Origin of the sequence: Aquibium oceanicum, from assembly GCF_001889605.1 — a bacterium.
GTDB lineage: Bacteria > Pseudomonadota > Alphaproteobacteria > Rhizobiales > Rhizobiaceae > Aquibium > Aquibium oceanicum.
Map to the genome: position 1 here is coordinate 2,225,103 of NZ_CP018171.1, position 15,822 is coordinate 2,240,924.

General features: G+C 63.9%; 18 protein-coding genes. 9 read left to right on the forward strand and 9 right to left on the reverse strand.

Going from position 1 to position 15,822, the window contains the following annotated elements; genetic code table 11:
• Positions 1-133 precede the first annotated feature (133 nt).
• A complete protein-coding gene (gene speB, locus BSQ44_RS11025) occupies positions 134-1,087 on the reverse strand; it encodes an agmatinase (protein WP_072607996.1) in 954 nt (317 codons plus the stop codon).
• Between the two features lie 131 nt (positions 1,088-1,218).
• Here speB and BSQ44_RS11030 point away from each other — a divergent pair, with 131 nt between their 5' ends.
• Positions 1,219-2,493, forward strand: a complete 1,275-nt coding sequence (locus tag BSQ44_RS11030; RefSeq protein WP_072604020.1) for an acyltransferase family protein — start codon at positions 1,219-1,221, stop codon at positions 2,491-2,493.
• A 73-nt stretch (positions 2,494-2,566) separates the two neighbouring features.
• Here the strand turns inward: BSQ44_RS11030 and rpsI are convergent, their stop codons facing one another.
• From rpsI to BSQ44_RS11050, 4 genes are all read right to left on the reverse strand, one after another.
• Positions 2,567-3,049 (reverse strand): 30S ribosomal protein S9, encoded by a 483-nt coding sequence (gene rpsI, locus BSQ44_RS11035; protein ID WP_072604022.1) that lies wholly within the window; start codon positions 3,047-3,049, stop codon positions 2,567-2,569.
• Positions 3,042-3,515: a 50S ribosomal protein L13 gene (gene rplM / locus BSQ44_RS11040; RefSeq protein WP_072604025.1), complete on the reverse strand. Its 474-nt coding sequence runs from the start codon at positions 3,513-3,515 to the stop codon at positions 3,042-3,044. The genes rpsI and rplM overlap by 8 nt, the downstream gene beginning before the upstream one ends.
• Before the next feature lie 245 nt (positions 3,516-3,760).
• Positions 3,761-4,210, reverse strand: a complete 450-nt coding sequence (locus tag BSQ44_RS11045; RefSeq protein WP_072604027.1) for a PaaI family thioesterase — start codon at positions 4,208-4,210, stop codon at positions 3,761-3,763.
• Positions 4,211-4,229: 19 nt separating this feature from the next.
• Positions 4,230-5,096: a crotonase/enoyl-CoA hydratase family protein gene (locus BSQ44_RS11050; protein WP_072604029.1), complete on the reverse strand. Its 867-nt coding sequence runs from the start codon at positions 5,094-5,096 to the stop codon at positions 4,230-4,232.
• 127 nt (positions 5,097-5,223) lie between these two features.
• On the opposite strand from BSQ44_RS11050, the gene BSQ44_RS11055 reads away from it, so the two are divergent.
• The 5 genes from BSQ44_RS11055 to BSQ44_RS11075 all read left to right on the forward strand — a co-directional run bounded on the left by BSQ44_RS11055 (position 5,224) and on the right by BSQ44_RS11075 (position 8,136).
• Complete coding sequence (locus tag BSQ44_RS11055; RefSeq protein ID WP_072604032.1) at positions 5,224-6,045, forward strand: enoyl-CoA hydratase; 822 nt, start codon at positions 5,224-5,226, stop codon at positions 6,043-6,045.
• A gap of 1 nt (position 6,046) precedes the next feature.
• On the forward strand, positions 6,047-6,280 hold the full coding sequence (locus BSQ44_RS11060; RefSeq protein WP_235633386.1) for a cupredoxin domain-containing protein: 234 nt from the start codon (positions 6,047-6,049) through the stop codon (positions 6,278-6,280).
• 1 nt (position 6,281) lies between these two features.
• On the forward strand, positions 6,282-6,707 hold the full coding sequence (locus BSQ44_RS11065) for a VOC family protein (RefSeq protein WP_072604034.1): 426 nt from the start codon (positions 6,282-6,284) through the stop codon (positions 6,705-6,707).
• 67 nt (positions 6,708-6,774) lie between these two features.
• Positions 6,775-7,587, forward strand: a complete 813-nt coding sequence (locus tag BSQ44_RS11070) for a hypothetical protein (protein WP_072604036.1) — start codon at positions 6,775-6,777, stop codon at positions 7,585-7,587.
• A gap of 27 nt (positions 7,588-7,614) precedes the next feature.
• A complete protein-coding gene (locus BSQ44_RS11075) occupies positions 7,615-8,136 on the forward strand; it encodes a CoA-binding protein (RefSeq protein ID WP_072604038.1) in 522 nt (173 codons plus the stop codon).
• 29 nt (positions 8,137-8,165) lie between these two features.
• On the opposite strand, the gene BSQ44_RS11080 is transcribed toward BSQ44_RS11075, so the two are convergent.
• Positions 8,166-9,002, reverse strand: coding sequence for a helix-turn-helix domain-containing protein (locus BSQ44_RS11080; protein WP_157894580.1), 837 nt, complete (start codon positions 9,000-9,002; stop codon positions 8,166-8,168).
• A 149-nt stretch (positions 9,003-9,151) separates the two neighbouring features.
• On the opposite strand from BSQ44_RS11080, the gene BSQ44_RS11085 reads away from it, so the two are divergent.
• The 3 genes from BSQ44_RS11085 to BSQ44_RS11095 all read left to right on the forward strand — a co-directional run bounded on the left by BSQ44_RS11085 (position 9,152) and on the right by BSQ44_RS11095 (position 11,452).
• Positions 9,152-9,667, forward strand: coding sequence for a NuoB/complex I 20 kDa subunit family protein (locus BSQ44_RS11085; RefSeq protein ID WP_235633421.1), 516 nt, complete (start codon positions 9,152-9,154; stop codon positions 9,665-9,667).
• Between the two features lie 151 nt (positions 9,668-9,818).
• Positions 9,819-11,102 carry an O-acetylhomoserine aminocarboxypropyltransferase gene (locus BSQ44_RS11090; RefSeq protein ID WP_072607998.1) on the forward strand — a complete coding sequence of 428 codons (1,284 nt, stop codon included), beginning with the start codon at positions 9,819-9,821 and terminating at the stop codon, positions 11,100-11,102.
• A gap of 5 nt (positions 11,103-11,107) precedes the next feature.
• Positions 11,108-11,452, forward strand: a complete 345-nt coding sequence (locus tag BSQ44_RS11095; RefSeq protein ID WP_114579955.1) for a cupin domain-containing protein — start codon at positions 11,108-11,110, stop codon at positions 11,450-11,452.
• 58 nt (positions 11,453-11,510) lie between these two features.
• On the opposite strand, the gene BSQ44_RS11100 is transcribed toward BSQ44_RS11095, so the two are convergent.
• The 3 genes from BSQ44_RS11100 to lon form a co-directional block, all read right to left on the reverse strand.
• Entirely contained in the window at positions 11,511-12,413 is a 903-nt protein-coding gene (locus BSQ44_RS11100) for a LysR family transcriptional regulator (protein WP_072604045.1), read from the reverse strand.
• Positions 12,414-12,573: 160 nt separating this feature from the next.
• Positions 12,574-12,846 (reverse strand): HU family DNA-binding protein, encoded by a 273-nt coding sequence (locus BSQ44_RS11105; RefSeq protein ID WP_072604047.1) that lies wholly within the window; start codon positions 12,844-12,846, stop codon positions 12,574-12,576.
• A 194-nt stretch (positions 12,847-13,040) separates the two neighbouring features.
• Positions 13,041-15,455, reverse strand: coding sequence for an endopeptidase La (gene lon / locus BSQ44_RS11110; RefSeq protein WP_072604049.1), 2,415 nt, complete (start codon positions 15,453-15,455; stop codon positions 13,041-13,043).
• Between the last annotated feature and the right edge of the window lie 367 nt (positions 15,456-15,822).

The following is a 15,822-nucleotide window of genomic DNA, read 5'->3' on the forward strand; positions in this document are numbered from 1 at the left end:
CTGAAAAAGGAAAGAGGGTCAATGGCTTGAGGCCATGTCTGGAATCTGTCCGGAAAGGCGGTGAATCAGTGCGCGAAGACGCTGACTCAGAGAGCGAGCCTGTCCGGGCCGGCCGGTCCTGTTCGTCGTCGCATCATCGCGGTCGCGCCTTCTTCTCCGCCAGCAGGCCCAGATAGTGCTGGGCGACCGTGGCGCCTGCGATGGCGGTGATGTCCGCGTGATCGTAGGCCGGCGCGACTTCTACAATATCGGCACCCACCATGTCGAGATCGCCGAGCTGGCGCAGCACCGACAGCATCTTGGCGGAGGAAGGGCCGCCCGCGACGGGCGTTCCCGTGCCGGGGGCGAATGCCGGATCGAGGCAGTCGATGTCGAAAGTGACGTAGGTCTTCGCGCCGCCGGTGCGCTCCACGATGGCCTTCGCAATGTCGGCGGCCTTCATCTCGTCGAGATCGTAGCCGTGGAGGATCTCGATCCCGAAGTCTTCCGGCGCATGCGTGCGGATGCCGACCTGGATCGAGCGCTCGGGATCGATGACGCCGTCGCGCACGGCCCGCGCCACAAAGGAGCCGTGATCGATGCGCTTTCCGTCGTCAAACCACGTGTCCTGGTGCGCGTCGAACTGCACGAGCGCCAGCTTGCCGTGCCTGGCGGCATGCGCCTTCAGCAGCGGCCAGGTAACGAAATGATCGCCGCCGAGCGAGAGGAGAAAGGCGCCGGACTTCAGGAGCTTCGCCGCGTCGCGCTCGATCTTGCCTGGGGTCTTCTGGTGATTGCCGGTGTCGAGCAGGCAGTCGCCATAGTCGACCACGGCGAGATCGGCGAACAGGTCGCGATGAAAAGGATACTGCGGATCATTGTCGAAGATCGCCGCCGCGCGGCGGATCGCCTGCGGGCCGAAACGCGCGCCAGACCGGTTGGTGACGGCGGCGTCGAAGGGGATGCCCCAGACGATGGCATCGGCGCCCTTGACGTTCTTCGTGTAGCGCCGCCGCATGAAGGACAGCGCGCCGGCATAGGTCGGATCGCTGGCGCTCCCGGTCATCGAGCGGGCGGTGAAGGCGTGGTCGATCGTCGAGGCGGGCATGATCCGTTCCTGTTCGCACAAGTAGGTAATCCATGACGGCAAGCCGCTCAAGCGAGCGGCACGGATATTGCAAGGAACGGACCAGGGAACGGGTGACTGTACGACGATTGTCTTCCTTCGGGACAGGGGAGATGACGAAGGAGGCTGCGCAGGTGAAGACCGTTTCCAATCAATCCGTCCAAGACATCGGCTCGACCATTCCGGGACGTTTCGATGTGCTCGACAGCTGGCGCGGCATCGCCGCCGTCATGGTCGTGCTGTTCCACGTGCAGATCGTCGGTAACATCCACGATCTGCCGATCGTTCGCGCGGGCGAGACATTCGTGGACTTCTTCTTCGTGCTCTCGGGTTTCGTGATCGCCCACGCCTATGCCGGCCGCGTGAACTCGGGTCAGCAGTTCGTGGGTTTCGTCGTGCAGCGCCTCGGTCGCGTCTACCCGCTGCACGCGGTGATGCTGCTTCTGTACCTGCTGTTTGAGACGGCCAAGGCGGTCGTGCCTTCGCTTGGCAGCGCGGCGGATCCCGCCTTTTCCGGCAGCAACGAGATGTCGGCCATCGTCAGCAACCTCCTTCTGGTGCAGGCATGGGGCTTCGAAGACGGGCTGACCTGGAACACGCCCTCGTGGAGCATTTCGGGAGAACTGCTCGCCTACTTGCTCTTCGGCGCGGCCGCCCTCTCGTTCGGGCGCAAGCTGTGGATGGCGGCCGCGGTCGGGGCCATCGCGTCGTTCGCGGTGCTTCTGCTCGCCGCCCCCAAAGGCATGGAATCGACCTTCGACTTCGGCGCCGTGCGGGCGCTCTACGGCTTCTGCCTCGGCGTGCTCCTGCACCGGGCCATCATCGCCGGCGTGATGCGGACGCGGGAAGAACTGCGGCGCGAACCGTCGCAGGCCGCGAGGCTCGCCTGGACCATCGCCGAGCTCGCGGCGATCGGCTGCATCGTCGCATACGTCGGGGCGAGCCACCAGAACGCGGCCGCCTTCGCCGCACCGCTGGTCTTCGCCTTCGCCATCAACGTCTTCGCGCACGAAGGTGGCCATGTCAGCCGGCTGCTGCGCTGGAGGCCTTTCCTGACAGTGGGCATGCTGTCCTATTCCATCTACATGATTCACATGTTCGTGCTGCTGCGCTGCCTCAATGTGGGGCGCCTGGCCGACAAGGTGCTGGGAACGGAGATACTCCGGCCGATGGACGGCAATGCCGCGCATGGCCTGGTGATCGACTTCGGCAACCGCTTCGCGGGCGATCTCGCCATCGTCGGTGTGTTGGGCGTGATTGTCGCGATCAGCTACGTCACCTACCGGGTGATCGAGCGCCCGGGCCAACAGGCGTTCCGCAGGCTCGCACGACGGATGACGGACCGGCGTGATGAGCGTCTAGGCACCGTAGCAATCCGCACCGCCTGAAGGCGGACATGAAAAAGGCCGCGCGAGGCGGCCTTGATCGGTCTTGAGCAGTAGGCGGGATCCCCGCCCGAACTCAGCGCTTGGAGAACTGGAACGAACGACGGGCCTTGGCCTTGCCGTACTTCTTGCGCTCCACGGTACGCGAGTCGCGGGTCAGGAAGCCGCCCTTCTTCAGAACCGAGCGGAGGGTCGGCTCGTAGTAGGTCAGCGCCTTGGAGATGCCGTGGCGCACCGCGCCGGCCTGTCCCGACAGGCCGCCGCCGACGACGGTCGCGATGACGTCGTACTGGCCTTCGCGGTTGGCCGCGAGAATCGGCTGCTTCAGGATCATCTGCAGCACCGGACGCGCGAAGTACGCGTTGAAATCCTTGTCGTTGACGGTGATGCGGCCGGTGCCGGGGCGAACCCAAACGCGGGCGATCGCGTCCTTGCGCTTGCCCGTCGCATAGGCGCGGCCCTGCGCATCGAGCTTCTGCACGTGGACGGGAGCGGCCGGCTGCTCGGAGGTCACTCCGGTTGCGGTGCCGAGATCGGCGAGCGAGTTGAGATCAGCCATAGGCCTGTACCCTTACGTTCTTCTTGCTCATCGAGGCCACATCCAGCGTCTCGGGCTGCTGGGCTTCGTGAGGGTGGGCCGCGCCGGCATAGACGCGGAGGTTCTTCATCTGGCGACGACCGAGCGGACCGCGCGGGATCATGCGCTCGACGGCCTTCTCCAGCACGCGCTCGGGGAAACGGCCCTCGAGCAGGTCGCGGGCGGTCCGTTCCTTCACGCCGCCCGGATGGCCGGTGTGCCAGTAGTAGATCTTGTCGTTGTACTTCTTGCCGGTCAGCACCACCTTGTCCGCGTTGATGATGACGACGTTGTCGCCGTCGTCGACATGCGGGGTGAAAGTCGGCTTGTGCTTGCCGCGCAGGCGGTTGGCGACGATGGTTGCAAGACGTCCGAGGACCAGGCCTTCGGCGTCGATCAGCACCCACTTCTTCGTCACCTCCGCAGGCTTCTGCGAAAAGGTTCTCATCGGGCTACTTTCCTGTCGGACCTTCCGTCCCCTCGAGGGCGCGAAAGGCGTTTCTTGTTGCTTGCATTGGCGAGCTCTTGACCCGCCAAAATGAAACGGCGACCATCGGGCCGCTGCTTCGTGGCGGCTTATAGGCGAGGGCGCCATGCGCGTCAAGAGCGATTATCGCGCGGCTCAGGCAATAATGCTATTAAAAACAATAAGTTAGAAACGCGGTAACTTGATACCGCATCTGAATTGGCTGTTCAGCGCTTCGGCGGCACCGAATAGGTCCCCGTCGCATGCGCCACGGTAAGCCGTTCCGGCCCTGCAACGATGTCGATGTCGAACACCATGAGGCTCCTGCCGAGCTTGATGATACGGCAATGGCCGTCGATCGGGCCGGGTCCGGCCTTGCGTACGAAGTTGATGTTGAGGTTGGTCGTCACCGACAGCGCTTCGGGGCCTGCATGCGACAGCACGCAGACATAGCCGCCGATGTCGGCCAGCGTGAACAGGCAGGGGCCCGACACCGTGCCGCCGGGCCTGAGGTGCCGTTCGTTCGCGTTGAGCCGCACCGTGCAGCCGCCGGGGAAGACGTCCGTCGCGAGATAGTCGGCATACTCCGAATTGAGCTGCGGATAGACTTCGCCCATCATCCGGTTGACCTCCTCGGCGTTCATCACCGGCATGAGGGGAGGGGTGTTCTTCGTCATGGCATCCACCGGGGTGTCGTCAGGTTTTCGGGGCATTGATCGGGCGGTTCTGGGTCCAGTCGAACGTGCCGAGGTCGCGCTCGCGAACGGCATGCTTCCAGCCCATCTCCTCCGCCCGGTGCTTGAAATTGAGCCCTTCGGGCGAATGCCGGGTGATACCGTCGAAGATCGTGGCGAACATCTGCGTCTGCTTCAGCCCCATCGCCTCGATCGCCTGGTTCACCACCAGCTTCTGCATCATCAGCTGGTTGACCGGAACCCCGGCCATGCGCTCGGCCAACCGCTCGACTTCGCCGTCCAGTTCCGTGGCGGGAACCGACTTGAGCACCAGCCCCATGCGTTCGGCTTCGGAGCCCTTGATCTTGTCGCCGGTGAAGAGCATGCGCTTTGCCCGTTCCGGTCCCAGCCGGTAGACCCACATCGCCGTCGTCGGGCAGCCCCAGACGCGCACGGGCATGTAGCCGATCTCGGCGTCGTCGGCCATGACGATCATGTCGGAGCAGAGCGCGATGTCGGAGCCGCCGGCGACCGCGAAACCGTGCACCTTGCAGATCACCGGACGGTGCGAGCGCCAGAGCGACATGAAGAGGTCCGTGTTGCGCATCATGAAGGCGTAATCCTTCATCGGGTCCCACGGCATGTCCTGGGTAACCGAATTGCCGGCGCCTCCGGCGGCCTCGGCGTAGTAGATGAGGTCGTAGCCTGCACAGAACGCGCGCCCCGCGCCCGAAAGCACGATAACGTGCACACCGGCATCGGCGTTCGCCTCCTCGACGGCCGCGGCCAGTTCGCGCGGAAGATCGTCGTCGATCGCGTTCAAAACGTCGGGACGGTTGAGCGTGATGCGCCCGATCCGCCCGTCCTTCTCATAGAGCACTTTCGGCACCGTATCCTCCCTGTTCCGGTTCCGTTTGCGTAAACGTCAAACAGCTTCGCCATTTCCCGGCTGTTCTTCAAGGCGGTCCGTGTTAGTTCTCTTGGGCCAGCCGGACGGCGTTTACGAGGAGATTTTCATGGCTGAGGTGGTCGCAATGAAGCGCCCGGATGCGGAAGGGCCGGTGGCATCGCATCTGTCCGGCGGCGTGCTGACGCTGACGCTCGTCAACCCGCCCGCCAACGCGCTATCGCTCGCCACGATGGAGGCGCTCCAGGCCGCTCTCGACCGCGCGAGAGAGGACGATGCGGTCAGGGTCGTCGTCATCGCAGCGGCGGGAAAGGTCTTCTGCGCCGGCCACGATCTCAAGGAACTGACGGCCCACAGGTCGGATGCGGATCGCGGCCGAGCCTTCTACGAACGGACGATGCGCGCTTGCTCGGACCTGATGCAGTCGATCGTCCGGCTGCCCAAGCCGGTGATCGCCGAGGTGGCAGGGGTCGCGAGCGCGGCGGGCTGCCAGTTGGTGGCCAGCTGCGATCTCGCCATCGCGACCACCGAGACGACGTTCGCCACGCCCGGCGTCAACATCGGCCTTTTCTGCTCGACGCCGATGGTCGCCCTGTCGCGCAACGTGTCGCGCAAGCACGCGATGGAAATGCTGCTCACAGGCGAGATGATCGACGCCACCACGGCACGGGAGTTCGGCCTCGTCAACCGCGTGGTGCCGCCGGAGTACCTGAATCAGATCGTGCGGAAATACGCAGAAACCATTGTTTCCAAATCGCCCCTGACGCTGAAGATCGGCAAGGAAGCCTTCTACGCGCAAGCCGAGATGGGGCTTTCCGACGCCTATGACTATGCGGCCAAAGTGATGGTCGAGAACATGATGGCCCGTGACGCCGAGGAGGGCATCGGCGCCTTCATCGAAAAGCGCAAGCCGGAGTGGACGGGGGAGTAAAATGGCTCTGATAACGACGCTGGAGCGGGGCGATATGCAGCGAATGCAACTGCACGAGGCGGCTGAAGCCAGGTATTTCGAGCAAGAGTTAGATGGACGGAAACTGCTTCAAATATCCACTTTTGGACGACCAACACGGGATATTCCCGGGAAAGTTAGTCAGACAATTCAACTGAACGAAGAGTCAGCGGAGCAATTGTTCAAGATTCTAAAGCAGCATTTTGGTTTTTCCTAAGGTGGAACCCCGCATCTCCATCGTCACGCTGGGCGTGGCCGATCTCGATCGGTCAGTCGCCTTCTACGAAGCGATGGGACTGACCCGCAACCAGGCCGTCACGGACGGAGTCGCCTTCTTCCAGATGGGCGGGATCATTCTCGGGCTCTGGCCGCGGAAGGAATTGGCCACCGACGCAGGGGTTGACGAAGCGGGTTCCGGCTTTCGCGGCGTCGCGCTAGCCTACAACACGCGCTCCGACGAGGAAGTAGGCGCCGTCCTCGACGCCGCCGCGAAAGCCGGAGGCAGGATCGTCCGCGCAGCCGGCCGCGCCTTCTGGGGCGGGTGGTACGGCTACTTCGCCGATCCCGACGGGCATCTGTGGGAAGTCGCTCACAATCCCGCCTTTCCCATCGCGGACGACGGCACGATCTCGCTGCCCGGCTGACCTTCGCCGGAATCCCGCCGCTATCGTCATGTCTGGTGTCGGCGAAGGGACGACGGAGATACCGACCATGGCCATGCGCCTGGCCGCGGCCCTAGTCCTGTTGTTCGCCACCGCCGCCGAGGCTTCTGCACAGGATGCCGCGCCGCTCTATCCCGAAATGGTGCTCGAAACCGACGACAGCTACTCCGCCGATGCCGGTCTGACGGCGTTCAGAACCGCCTTGATAGAAGCCAGCGCGACGCTCGTCGTTACTCCCGCCGGCCGGATGCTCGATCCGGATGCCATGCTTCCGTTTCTCGCCCGGGAGGTGGAGTTCTTCGTCGGCCAGGGTGGAGACACGTACCGCGACGCGTTCGTGTCGCTTGGAGGGCATCCCGCCCGAAGGGCGCTCGAAATGGCCGGGCGGCTATCGCACGAAAGCGAAAGCATCGATCCCGTCGTGTACAGACGCTACGGCATGAACGCGCTCGCGGCGCTTGCCGGAGAACCGACGGTAGGGCGGACGGAATGGCTGGGCGGGCGTATCTGCACGGCGAGCTATGGTAGGATTTCCTGGCCCGACTGGATCGCGCTCGACGCCACGCTGCGGACCCTCGACCGCCGCGAATGGGCGATCGCCGCCGCTGTGGATGGCGAGGGGGCGGAGGGCCTGGCAGGGATCGGCTGGCCCAAACCCTATCAGATGGTGCCGATATCGCCGGGCCAGAAACGCTCCGGCGGCTGGCTGGGCGTTCTCGAACCGCAAGGCGGCACGGTCTTCTTCCGCACGTCCTACAGCCCGCACGCCAGCCATTTCGCGCCTTACCTCAATTCCCACCTGTGCTTCGAGCAGCGCGGCGGCGAATGGAAAGTCTCGGCCGTCGCGATACGGCTTGATTGATCGCCTGTGGTACTGCAAACCGGATGCATGAACCACGACGCTTACGAAAACAGCTACATCTCCGGCATTCTTCACGACGTGAAAACGATCGCCATCGTCGGCGCCTCGGCCAACGACGTGCGGCCCTCGCACTTCGTCACCAAGTACCTCATCGACAAGGGCTATACGGTCTTCCCGATCAATCCCGGCCACGCCGACAAGGAGATGCTGGGCCGCATGACTTATGCGAGACTGGCGGACGTTCCCGAGCCCATCGACATGGTCGATGTCTTCCGCGCCTCCGATGCCGTCCCGGCGATCGTCGACGAGGCCCTGGCCTTGGATCCGCTTCCCAAGGTGATCTGGACGCAACTCGGCGTGCGCAACGACGAGGCCGCCGCCAAGGCGGAGGCCGCCGGCGTCAAGGTTGTCATGAACCGCTGTCCCAAAATCGAGTACGGCCGCCTTTCGGGCGAGATCGGCTGGAACGGCGTGAACAGCCGCCTGATCTCGTCGAAAAAGCCCGTCATGCGCCAGGGTTTCCAGAGCTTCGGCATAAGGCAGAGGTAGGCGGTTGCAAGGTAGCGTCGATTGGCCGGTCAATCGTATCGCATCCCGAGCAGCCGGTAGGGCCAGTAGCTCTCCTTGGTCGCAATGAGCCGGAGGATCTTCGCGGGCGGCATGCCGGTCATCCGGCGTACCTCCCGGATCATGTGCGCCTGATCGGCGAAGCCCGCCTCGACCGCCAGTCCGGCATAGTCGTTACCGGTGCCGTCCGACATCACCCGTGCGAACAGTTCCTCGTTGCGAACGAGCAGCGAAAGCTCGCGTTGCGTACGTCCGGTCTGGCGCTTGATGCGCCTCTGCAACTGCCGCAGGCTCCGCCCCGTACTCGACAGCGCCGCGCGCGTTGCCAACGCCGTCGCCCAGTCCCGCATCCAGAAGGGCGATACCCCGCCTTTCGGCCGCCTCTGCGCCCACAGTTGCGCAATCTGCTCCTCAAAACATGCGAACTTCTGCTCGGCGCTTCCATTCTGGAACACCGGCAGCAGCATCTCGATCAGGTCGGGCCGCAATACCTCTTCGCCCGCCAAGTGTCTGTTGAAGAGCGGTGCAATGCGCGTGCCCGTCAGAACTTCCCAGACGTCGGGGTAGAAACCGACGGTCAGGACGAACACGGGACCCTCGCTCCAGGTCGTCACCGGCGTGCTGCCAGGTCCGGAGACCATCAGCCGCGGGAGCGCGATCCCGGTCTCGGGCGCGTTCATGTGTGCATCAGTCTCGACGAGATGCAGCTGCCCCTCGAAGTGGAAGGTCAACGAGCAATAGGGCGACAGGGGAAAATGATTGAAGCGGTCCTCGTGCGGTAGGGTGCGTCCCCGTGTGTCGCGGACGATGCCCAGCACGATGCAGCCCGCGAGGGTGGGACGAGGCATGAGCAGCACGGCACCCCGCGCTTGGAGTTTCGTGTCGGCCCGGGTCATCGCCTTTCGATCGTGCGGCGTCGTTTCGCTTCAATACCGTTCCCGTCGATCATCGCACGATCATGGCTCCTGGAAGGATGCCAATGCAAGGTGATGCCGCGATGCTCGATCAGAACCACTCACCGTACAACCCGCATGCCGGTCTTTCGGATGTCCTTGCCGACAAGGGATTTTTCGTGACGAGCACGCAGGACCTGATCGGATGGGCCCGCACGGGCTCGCTCCATCAGCTTGCCTTCGGTCTCGCGTGCTGCGCGGTTGAGATGATGCAGATGTTCGGCCCGCGATACGATTTCGAGCGCTTCGGCATGGCGCTGCCCGGAACGCCGCGCCAGGCCGACCTGATGATCATCGCCGGCACGCTGACCAACAAGATGGCTCCCGCCTTGCGCAAGGTCTACGACCAGTTGGCGGAGCCGCGCTATGTCATCTCGATGGGAAGCTGCGCCAACGGTGGCGGCTACTACCACTACTCCTACTCGGTGGTTCGCGGATGCGACCGGATCGTTCCCGTCGACATCTACGTGCCGGGCTGTCCCCCCACCGCTGAGGCCCTGCTCTACGCCGTGCTTCTCCTGCAGAAGAAGATCAGGCGCACTTCGACCATAGAGCGTTGAGGCGGGTGGCGACATTCCGCCGAAAGGACATGCTCCCGTCTTTCACTGGAACGAGAATCCCTGCGCCAACCACTTTCGGCAACAATCTCCTTTGCGCTTTGCCGCGGCCTTTGCCATGAATGCCGCCGAAGAACTCCAGGAGGAAATGGACATGACCCAGCGCACACCGGGCTTCGATACGCTCGCCATCCACGCCGGCGCGCAGCCGGACCCCGCCACCGGTGCGCGGGCGACGCCGATCTACCAGACGACGGCCTACGTCTTCGACGACGTCGACCATGCCGCCTCGCTGTTCGGGCTGAAGGCCTTCGGCAACATCTACACCCGCATCATGAACCCGACCCAGGCGGTGCTGGAGGAGCGGGTCGCAGCGCTCGAAGGCGGCACCGCTGCGCTGGCGACGGCATCCGGCCATGCCGCGCAGCTTTTGGTCTTCCACACGCTGATGCAGCCAGGCGCCAACTTCATCGCTGCCAAGAAGCTCTACGGCGGTTCGATCAACCAGTTCGGCCACGCCTTCAAGAATTTCGACTGGCAGGTTCGCTGGGCCGACGTCGACGATCTGTCGACGATCGAGAGCCAGATCGACGACAAGACGCGTGCCATCTTCGTCGAGAGCCTCGCCAATCCGGGCGGCATCTTCGTCGATCTGGAGGCGATCGGCGAGATCGCCCGCCGCCACGGCCTGCCGTTCATTGTCGACAACACCATGGCGTCGCCCTACCTGCTGCGGCCGATCGAGCACGGCGCCGACATCGTGGTGCATTCGCTGACGAAATTCCTTGGCGGCCACGGGAATTCCATGGGCGGGGCGATCGTCGACGGCGGCACGTTCGACTGGTCGAAGAGCGGCAACTATCCGATGCTGTCGCAGCCGCGGCCCGAATATGCCGGGATGGTGCTGCACGAGACCTTCGGCAACTTCGCCTTCGCCATCGCCTGCCGCGTGCTGGGCCTGCGCGATTTCGGCCCGGCGATCTCGCCCTTCAACGCCTTCATGATCCTGCAGGGCATCGAGACGCTGTCGCTGAGGATGCAGCGTCATTGCCAGAATGCGCTGAAGGTCGCGGAATGGCTGTCGAGCCATCCGCAAGTATCCTGGGTTTCGTATCCCGGCCTTCCTTCCGACGCGAACCATGCCATGATGAAGAAGTACTCGCCGAAGGGCGCTGGCGCGGTGTTCACCTTCGGGCTGAAGGGCGGCTTCGATGCCGGCGTGAAGGTGGTGGAGGGCGTCGAGCTCTTCTCGCATCTTGCCAATATCGGCGACGTGCGCTCGCTGATCATCCATCCTGCCTCCACCACGCACCGCCAGCTTTCCGACGAGCAGAAGGTCGCAGCCGGCGCCGGACCGGACGTCATTCGCCTTTCGGTCGGCATCGAGGAGGTCGAGGACATCATCGCCGACCTCGAGCAGGCGCTGGCGAAGGTCTGACGCTCGTGCGCCTGCTGGTTCCCGTCGACACCTTTGGCGTGGAGCCGGAGGAGGGCGCTCCGGCGCCCGACCGGGTGATCTCCGGCGATCCGCGCTTCCGCACCTGGAACGTGGAAGAGGCCGAGGGCGGCCTCTATTCCGGGCTTTGGGAAGCCTCGCCCGGCAAATGGCGGATCGAATACGACGAGTGGGAGTTCTGCCACATCCTGTCGGGGCGTTCGGTCATTTCAGGCGATGACGGCGAGACCCGGACGGTTGCGGCCGGCGACGCCTTCGTGATCCGCCCCGGCTTCAAGGGGACTTGGGAGGTGCTGGAGACGACGCGGAAGGAATATGTGATCAAAGCATAGCCCCAGGTGTCTCAAGGGAAACGGAGGCAGTTGATGAGGACCTTCCTCCGATAGGTCGCTACAGGATCGTGTGCCCGAGCTTGCGGGCAAGCGCATTGGCCTCGTCGAGCAGCGCCGCCACCAGCGGCGTGTGCGGTTCGCGGCGCGCCGCCACGAGGCCGACCAGATGGCTTGCGTCAGGCTCCACGATCGGGATCGCGCGGATCGGCTCGACGAACCCGAAGGTCTCGGCCAGGTTCATCGGCATGATGGACGACCACTTGCCCGTCCGGATGTGGGAGAAGAGCACGATCATCGAATTGGATTCCAGCGTCGGACGCACCGTCGCCCCGACTTCCGCCAGATGCAGATCGATGATCCGCCGGTTCTGCATGTCGGGTGTCAGAAGGCAGAGCGGCAGTTCCGCGACCTCGGCCCAGCTGACCCTTTGCCGATCCGAAAAGGGGTTTCCCGCAGCCGTGATCAGCTGGTAGCGCTCCGAGTAGAGCGGTACGGATACGACGTTTCCCAGCGGCTCGTTGTCGAGATAGGTGATGCCGGCGTCGATATCGAGGTTGCCGAGCATGGACAGGACCTCGATCGAGGTCCGCGACAGGACCGAGAACGAGACGCCGGGGTGCTTCTCGCGAAACGGTGTCGTCAACATCGGCGTCATGGCGAGCGCGGTCGGGATCGCCGCGATCTTCAGGCGGCCGGAAAGACCGAACCGCGCGGCCCGCATCTCCTCGCGCATCGTGCGTGCATCGCTGGTGATGCGATGGGCCCAGGCAAGCACCTGCTCCCCTTCCGGCGTCAGCCCCTGGAAGCGCGAGCCGCGCCTCACCAGCATCACGCCCAGGATGTCCTCGAGTTGCTTGATGGCGGCCGAGAGTGTGGGCTGGGTGACGCCCAGCTCCTCGGCGGCGCGCCCGAAATGCTGGGCCCTCGCAAGGACGATGAAGGATTCGAGCTTGTCGATCATCTTTCATTCGCCTGAACGAGGTCCGCGGCTGTCGCGTAGCCGGAAGCCCGGCATTGCGACCAGGCACGTTCGCGGCGAGCTGTGGCCGAGTGGACGGCACTCTCCGCCGCGAACAAGGGAGGCGCCGGGTTCGACCGGCCCTCCAGACCCGTCGGGATGATCAGTTGACGGCGTCCTTGAGACCCTTGCCGGCCGAGAACTTCGGCACGTTGCGGGCAGGAATCTGAACTGGAGCGCCGGTCTGCGGGTTGCGACCGGTGGAAGCCTCGCGCTTCGACACCTCGAAATTGCCGAACCCGACCAGACGGACGTCGCCGCCCTTCTTGAGTTCGCCGGTGATCACCGAAAAAACAGCTTCCACAGCCGACTGCGCGTCGCCCTTGGAAAGTTTGGCCGCCTCCGCCACAGCCGATACGAGTTCGTTCTTGTTCATGAAATCCTCATATTGTTTTAAAGACCGCATTCTTGCGACTCCACGGCCGCGGCGGGACTCTAGTGACATCGCGCGCGACAACCAAGCCGCAAATGGGCGAAAACCCCGGAATTCTGCGGTTTTTTTGCTCCGCTACATGCAAAAGGCCGGGCACCTGGCCCGGCCTTCCACAGCAGTTACGTCAAGCAATCGGATCAGTGAGCCAGGGAAGCGGCTCCCGCTTCGTCACCCGCCGGCTTCTTGGCCGCCTCGATAGGCTCGACCCATTCGATCGGCTCGGGCATGCGCAGCAACGCGTGCTGCAGAACCTCGCCAACCCGGCTGACCGGGATGATCTCCAGGCCGCTCTTCACGTTCTCCGGGATGTCCGCCAGATCCTTGGCGTTCTCCTCCGGGATCAGCACCTTCTTGATGCCGCCGCGAAGGGCCGCGAGCAGCTTCTCCTTCAGGCCGCCGATCGGCAGCACGCGTCCGCGCAGCGTGATCTCGCCGGTCATCGCCACGTCCTTGTGCACCGGGATGCCGGTGAGGATGGAGACGATCGCGGTGACCATTGCCACACCCGCGGACGGACCGTCCTTGGGCGTCGCCCCTTCCGGCACGTGCACGTGGATGTCGCGCTTGTCGAAGAGCGGTGGCTCCACGCCGAAGTCGATCGCCCGCGAGCGGACATAGGATGCCGCCGCCGAGATGGACTCCTTCATGACGTCCTTCAGGTTGCCGGTGACGGTCATCTTGCCCTTGCCGGGCATCATGACGCCTTCGATCGTCAGGAGTTCGCCGCCGACCTCGGTCCAGGCGAGCCCCGTCACGACACCGAGCTGATCCTCGCCCTCGACCTGGCCGAAGCGGAACCGCGGTACGCCCAGGTAGTCGGAAAGGTTCTCCTGCGTGATCGCGACCGATTCCTTCTTGGTCTTCAGGATCTCGGTCACAGCCTTGCGCGCGAGCTTCATCAGTTCGCGCTCGAGGCTGCGCACGCCAGCTTCCCGGGTGTAGGTCTGGATGATCGACCGGATCGCCTCGTCCGTCACGGAGAACTCGCCGTCCTTCAGCGCATGGTCGCGGATGGCCTTGGGCAGCAGGTGCCGCTTGGCGATCTCGACCTTCTCGTCCTCCGTGTAGCCGGCGATACGGATGATCTCCATGCGGTCCATCAGGGCCGGCGGGATGTTCAGCGTGTTCGCCGTCGTCACGAACATCACGCTCGACAGGTCGTATTCGACCTCGAGGTAGTGGTCCATGAACGTCGAGTTCTGTTCCGGATCGAGCACCTCCAGCAGCGCGGAAGACGGGTCACCACGGAAATCCATGCCCATCTTGTCGATTTCGTCGAGCAGGAAGAGCGGATTGGACTTCTTCGCCTTTTTCATCGACTGGATGACCTTGCCGGGCATCGAGCCAATGTAGGTGCGACGGTGACCGCGGATCTCGGCCTCGTCACGCACGCCGCCGAGCGCCATGCGCACGAACTCGCGGCCGGTCGCCTTGGCGATCGACTTGCCGAGCGAGGTCTTGCCGACGCCGGGAGGACCGACGAGGCACAGGATCGGCCCCTTTAGCTTCTTCTGCCGGCTCTGGACGGCCAGGTATTCGACGATCCGCTCCTTGACCTTGTCGAGGCCGAAATGATCGGTGTCGAGCACGTCCTGCGCGAAGTTGAGGTCCTGCTTGACCTTGGAGTTCTTGCCCCACGGGATGGACAGCAGCCAGTCGAGGTAGTTGCGTACCACCGTGGATTCGGCCGACATCGGCGACATGGACCGCAGCTTCTTCAGCTCCGCGTTGGCCTTGTCACGCGCTTCCTTGGAGAGCTTGGTCTTCTTGATGCGCTCCTCGAGTTCGGCCGCTTCGTCGCGCCCGTCCTCGCCTTCGCCCAACTCCTTCTGGATCGCCTTCATCTGCTCGTTGAGGTAGTACTCGCGCTGCGTCTTCTCCATCTGGCGCTTGACGCGCGAGCGGATGCGCTTCTCTACCTGCAGGACGGAGATCTCGGCTTCCATGAAGCCCATCGCCTTCTCGAGCCGCTCCCTGACGGAGAGCGTGGCGAGCATTTCCTGCTTCTCGGGGATCTTGATGGCGAGGTGCGAGGCGATCGTGTCGGCGAGCTTCGAATAGTCCTCGATCTGCCCGGCCGCGCCGACGACCTCGGGCGAAATCTTCTTGTTGAGCTTCACGTAGTTCTCGAAGTCGGAGACCACGGAACGCGCTAGCGCCTCGATCTCGACCTCCTCTTCTTCCGGCTCGGGAAGCACGTCGGCCTCGACCTCGTGGAAGTCGGCCCGATCGGTGAAGGACGAAATGCGCGCGCGCGAGGTGCCTTCCACCAGCACCTTAACGGTGCCGTCGGGAAGCTTCAGAAGCTGGAGGACGTTCGCCAGGGTGCCGACGTCGTAGATCGCGTTCGGCTCCGGATCGTCGTCTGAGGCGTTCATCTGGGTGGCGAGCAGGATCTGCTTGTCGGCCCCCATCACCTCTTCAAGCGCCTTGATCGACTTCTCGCGTCCCACGAAAAGCGGCACGATCATGTGCGGGAAGACGACGATATCGCGCAGCGGGAGGACTGCGTAGACGCCGTTCGACGAGGTTGGTCGAGTTGTCTTGGACATTGTCTTGCCTTTCACTTCACGGCCGCCATGAGCCAACCGCGAATCTCATTGTAGCCCCGGTGTTGCTCCACGCCTATCCACGAGTTGGGAGTGCTCGACAGCACGTGCAGATCGACCGGTCCGATAATCGTTAATTGGCGTCGCATCCGACAAAGATCAAGGGCGCGCACCGGCCGGGAGAGGGCGCCTTGCCGATGATCCCCGCAGGCCTCTTTCCGTGCACGAGGACGGCGAAATGCAGCACTCGGGACCCGGAACGGAACCGGGCCACGAGGATGCTCGAGATGACGATAGCGCCGCCCACCGCGATGCGATGGGTTCTCGGACGAGCGGCATGCCTCGCCGCCGGAAAGGAACGTCAGTCGCA

Coding starts and splice junctions, on each gene's coding strand:
- BSQ44_RS11070 (WP_072604036.1), top strand. CDS start 6,775: ATGGCCATGCGCCTGGCCGCGGCCCTAGTCCTGTTGTTCGCCACCGCC.
- BSQ44_RS11085 (WP_235633421.1), top strand. CDS start 9,152: ATGCTCGATCAGAACCACTCACCGTACAACCCGCATGCCGGTCTTTCG.
- rplM (WP_072604025.1), bottom strand. CDS start 3,515: ATGAGAACCTTTTCGCAGAAGCCTGCGGAGGTGACGAAGAAGTGGGTG.
- BSQ44_RS11105 (WP_072604047.1), bottom strand. CDS start 12,846: ATGAACAAGAACGAACTCGTATCGGCTGTGGCGGAGGCGGCCAAACTT.
- BSQ44_RS11080 (WP_157894580.1), bottom strand. CDS start 9,002: ATGCCTCGTCCCACCCTCGCGGGCTGCATCGTGCTGGGCATCGTCCGC.
- BSQ44_RS11100 (WP_072604045.1), bottom strand. CDS start 12,413: ATGATCGACAAGCTCGAATCCTTCATCGTCCTTGCGAGGGCCCAGCAT.
- rpsI (WP_072604022.1), bottom strand. CDS start 3,049: ATGGCTGATCTCAACTCGCTCGCCGATCTCGGCACCGCAACCGGAGTG.
- BSQ44_RS11045 (WP_072604027.1), bottom strand. CDS start 4,210: ATGACGAAGAACACCCCTCCCCTCATGCCGGTGATGAACGCCGAGGAG.
- lon (WP_072604049.1), bottom strand. CDS start 15,455: ATGTCCAAGACAACTCGACCAACCTCGTCGAACGGCGTCTACGCAGTC.
- BSQ44_RS11060 (WP_235633386.1), top strand. CDS start 6,047: ATGGCTCTGATAACGACGCTGGAGCGGGGCGATATGCAGCGAATGCAA.
- BSQ44_RS11075 (WP_072604038.1), top strand. CDS start 7,615: ATGAACCACGACGCTTACGAAAACAGCTACATCTCCGGCATTCTTCAC.
- BSQ44_RS11090 (WP_072607998.1), top strand. CDS start 9,819: ATGACCCAGCGCACACCGGGCTTCGATACGCTCGCCATCCACGCCGGC.
- BSQ44_RS11030 (WP_072604020.1), top strand. CDS start 1,219: ATGACGAAGGAGGCTGCGCAGGTGAAGACCGTTTCCAATCAATCCGTC.
- BSQ44_RS11055 (WP_072604032.1), top strand. CDS start 5,224: ATGGCTGAGGTGGTCGCAATGAAGCGCCCGGATGCGGAAGGGCCGGTG.
- speB (WP_072607996.1), bottom strand. CDS start 1,087: ATGCCCGCCTCGACGATCGACCACGCCTTCACCGCCCGCTCGATGACC.